Origin of the sequence: Vreelandella salicampi, assembly GCF_013415105.1 — a bacterium.
GTDB lineage: Bacteria > Pseudomonadota > Gammaproteobacteria > Pseudomonadales > Halomonadaceae > Vreelandella > Vreelandella salicampi.
Map to the genome: position 1 here is coordinate 1 of NZ_JACCDF010000030.1, position 3,651 is coordinate 3,651.

General features: G+C 55.6%; 3 protein-coding genes. All 3 read left to right on the forward strand.

The window, feature by feature from the left end:
* The first annotated feature begins 127 nt into the window (after positions 1-127).
* The 3 genes from HZS81_RS17780 (at position 128) to HZS81_RS17790 (ending at position 3,631) form a co-directional block, all read left to right on the forward strand.
* Complete coding sequence (locus HZS81_RS17780) at positions 128-643, forward strand: sigma-70 family RNA polymerase sigma factor (protein WP_179931863.1); 516 nt, start codon at positions 128-130, stop codon at positions 641-643.
* Between the two features lie 9 nt (positions 644-652).
* Entirely contained in the window at positions 653-1,639 is a 987-nt protein-coding gene (locus HZS81_RS17785) for a FecR domain-containing protein (RefSeq protein WP_194249419.1), read from the forward strand.
* Positions 1,640-1,732: 93 nt separating this feature from the next.
* Entirely contained in the window at positions 1,733-3,631 is a 1,899-nt protein-coding gene (locus HZS81_RS17790; protein ID WP_179931862.1) for a TonB-dependent receptor, read from the forward strand.
* Positions 3,632-3,651: the final 20 nt, after the last annotated feature.

Consider the following 3,651-nt stretch of genomic DNA (forward strand, 5'->3'; position numbering starts at 1 on the left):
CCCTAACCAAAAGGCCTGGGTCGGGTTGAGTTCACAGCGCATGAGGATCTCCAAACCAAAGAGATCGTCAGTGTGATCAGCACTGATTAGCTTGCCTAGATGGGTTTAATGGCTCGCTTACGTATCGATAAAGCAACAGGGCGGAAACGAAGTTCCTTTCGACGCCCTCTATCACAATCATCATAGCTGGCTGCGGCGCTGGTTGAGCGCCAAACTGGGCTGTTCCCATACCGCTGCCGATCTCGCGCACGATACCTACCTACGCATACTGGCGCGGGGCACTATGCCAGCGCCCGAACAGTCACGCCGTTTTTTGACCCAAATCGCCAAAGGGCTGGTCGTGGACCATTACCGCCGTCGGCGAATCGAAACCGCCTATTTGGAAACTCTCAGCCTGCTTCCAGAGACACACTCGCCTTCTCCCGAGGAGCAAGCACTCACTATCGAAGCGCTGGTAGAGATCGATACGCTGCTCCATGAGCTTCCCGACAAGCCTCGCCGGGCCTTTCTCATGTGCCGCCTGGATGGCCTGAGCTACCAAGCCATCGCCGAGGCACTGAATGTCTCGGTCTCTTCGGTAGAGAAATATATCGCCCGGGCACTGCTGGCCTGCCACCGTGCGATAAGCGAATCTCAACCCTGAGTGAATGCCATGAGCCGCACGTCCGCCGACGCCTCCCAGAAGACCATCGATCCTGCCGTGCTAGAGCAGGCCAGCCTGTGGATGGCGCGACTATGGAGCGACGACATTAGCGAGGCGCAGCGCGATGCTTGCCTGGCCTGGCGACAAGCATCTCCGGAGCATGAGCGCGCCTGGCAGCAGTTGCAGGCGATTGATGGCCGGTTGACCGCGCTGCCGCGTCACGCTGCCCGTAGCGAACTGTTTTCGTCTTCCCAGGTCTCCCGGCGGGGCTTGCTGCAGTGGGGCGGCTTGGCCGTGCTGCTAGGCGGGCTGGGGTTTGGGCTTCCGCGCACGCCACAGTGGCAGCGTCAGTTCGCCGACTACGCCACCGGTATTGGCGAGAGCCGCGAAGTGACGCTGAGCGATGGCACTCATCTGGTGTTGGATACCGATACCGCCATCGACATAAGGTTCGATGCCCACCAGCGGCGACTCCATCTACTGCGTGGCGGGGTGCTGATCACCACGGCAAAAACACCGGACGCCCGAGCATTCAGCGTTATGACGAAGGAAGGACTTTCCTATCCTCTTGGAACCCGCTTCAGCGTGCAACAGCATACTGACAGCACCCAAGTGGCCGTTTACGAGGGCCGGGTGGCCCTGGAGCGGCGTGGAAGTGATGAGCGGGCGACGCTGGATGCTGGTCAGCAGGCTGCCATGAGCGCTGATGGGGTATCGCCACCGGCGCCCTTGGAACCTGCTGGAGAGGCCCGCTTTCAGGGGCGGCTGGTGGCCGAAGGCATGCGAGTTAGTGACGTGGTCGATATATTGGCCCGCTATCGCCATGGCGTGGTGCGCTGCGCACCAGAGGTAGCCGACCGGCGAGTGAGCGGCGTGTTCTCGCTGCAAGATACTGACCGCGCCCTGGCTAGTCTTGCCGATGCACTGTCGTTAAAGGTGGTCTACCGAACGCCATTTTGGGTCACGGTCGCGTCGCGTAATACTAACGAAAACTAGAAAGAAAAAATTTCAGAAAATATTGAGGGATTCTCGTTCTCGTTCGGAATAGGAGATGTAGACATAAAAATGCATCACTCAACGGGGATCTTCATGACGACGCAGCAAGCGCACTCACGCTTTATCCGAACGCCTTTGGCCCGCGCCATTTCGCGAGCCATTCAATACGGCCTGCTCGCCAGTTGCTTGGTAGGCCTACCCGCTACGGCGCTTGCCCAGCAAACAGCAGGGCAGAGTGCCGCCGCTTCGCAACGCTATTCCATTGAAGCAGGACAGCTCGATACGGCTTTAAACCGTTTCGCGGTCAGTGCAGGCATCGAGATTGCCTTCGATGCCACCTTGACCGCCGGCAAGCAAACCGCTGGGCTGCAGGGCAACTATGGAGTAGACGAAGGGTTGGAGCGCTTGTTGGCAGATACCGGCCTTGCGCCCGTGCGCAGTGCTGAGGGTAGTTATCGGTTGGAGATCTTGAATGCGCGAGCTGATCAGAACTTAGAAACCGTTTCGGTCTACGGCACCCTACCTGCCCGCTATGAAGGCCGCTACGCCGACTCCTCAATGCGTCTTCCTAAAGACATTATTGATGTACCACGAACAATCGACGTCATTCCTGAACAGTTCCTGCTCGACCAACAAGCAAGAGAAATGGCCGATGCCTTCCGCCTTTCGCCCAATGTGGTTGTGGGTGATGGTTATGGCGGCACCCGCGAGCAGGCACTGATTCGCGGCTTCGACCGCAACGATAATTTTTATCGGAACGGCGTGCCTTTTAGCCATGAAAGCCGCATTGATCCGGCAACTATCGATAACATTCAGCTCATTAAAGGCCCCGTTGCAGATATTGGCCGTATGTCGCCAGGTGGCATCGTCAATATAGAAACCAAGCAGCCACAGTTTCAACGTGAGCATTCAATCTCGACAACTTTCGATGAGCATGGGCAACGTCGTGGAACCGTTGATCTCACGGGCCCTGTCGGTGACAGTCAAAACTTGGCCTACCGGATCACAGGCTCCCTTGAGGACAGCGAAACATTTCGCGATACCTCGGTTGATAGGCAGTTTCTATCCTCCGCATTGCTCTGGCAGGGGGACTCCGGTGTGCAAGTAGGGTTTAATCATGAGTACTCTAGGGATCGAAGAGAGATAGATAGGGGATTAATTACGGTACCTTATGGGGATTCGCAGCGTAGATTAGCGGATGTTCCTTTTGACACTCGCTTTGATGGTAATATCCCAAACGAACGAGACCATGAGTATCACCTAGCTGAGCTAGACATTGTAATTCCGTTGGCAGATCCAGCCTGGGAAATCGACAATAAGGTCTTTTATTCTAGAGCAACGTCAGAGGATCTACGTGCCGAAGTCATCTCTGTTGGCGAGGATAGAGAAACATTGTCCAGGCGTGTCGGTGCCAACCAGGACGGCGTACGGACATACAAGTTTGCCCGCTCTCAGCTCATCGGTGAAATCGATGCGGCTATACCTATACGAGTGGCAACGGGGGTTGAGTATCGAGAGTTCAGCCATGAGTGGCGTTACTTAGGCGGAAATTCTCAGGTTGGGGGCACTGTCTCATCGCCTGACTCTTTCACTCTTATCAATGACCTAGATTCCCCCAGTAGCGACCAATTTTACGACGTTAGTCAAAAATCACATGGCGTATTTTCGGCTACCGAGTTCTCGCTAACGGATACAGTGACGCTTGACCTTGGGCTTAGATATGAGATATCCGAGAACAGTTACCATAGCGATAACTATTTGACAGGTTCAACAAGCGATATCGACTCAGGTAGCAGCAGTAAGCTTACGAAGGGACTCGGATTGGTCTGGGAAACCATGCCGGGCCTGAATCTATACCTCAGCTATGCAGACACATTCGAGCCTCAAAATATGGCTCTTCGTCGTTGGGTGTGGAATTCACCCCCTGATCTGGGCCAGGATATGACCTCCACGACGACAGGAGGCATGGCATGGACGGCACACAGATTTTGACCCTCGGCCTGGGCTTGGAA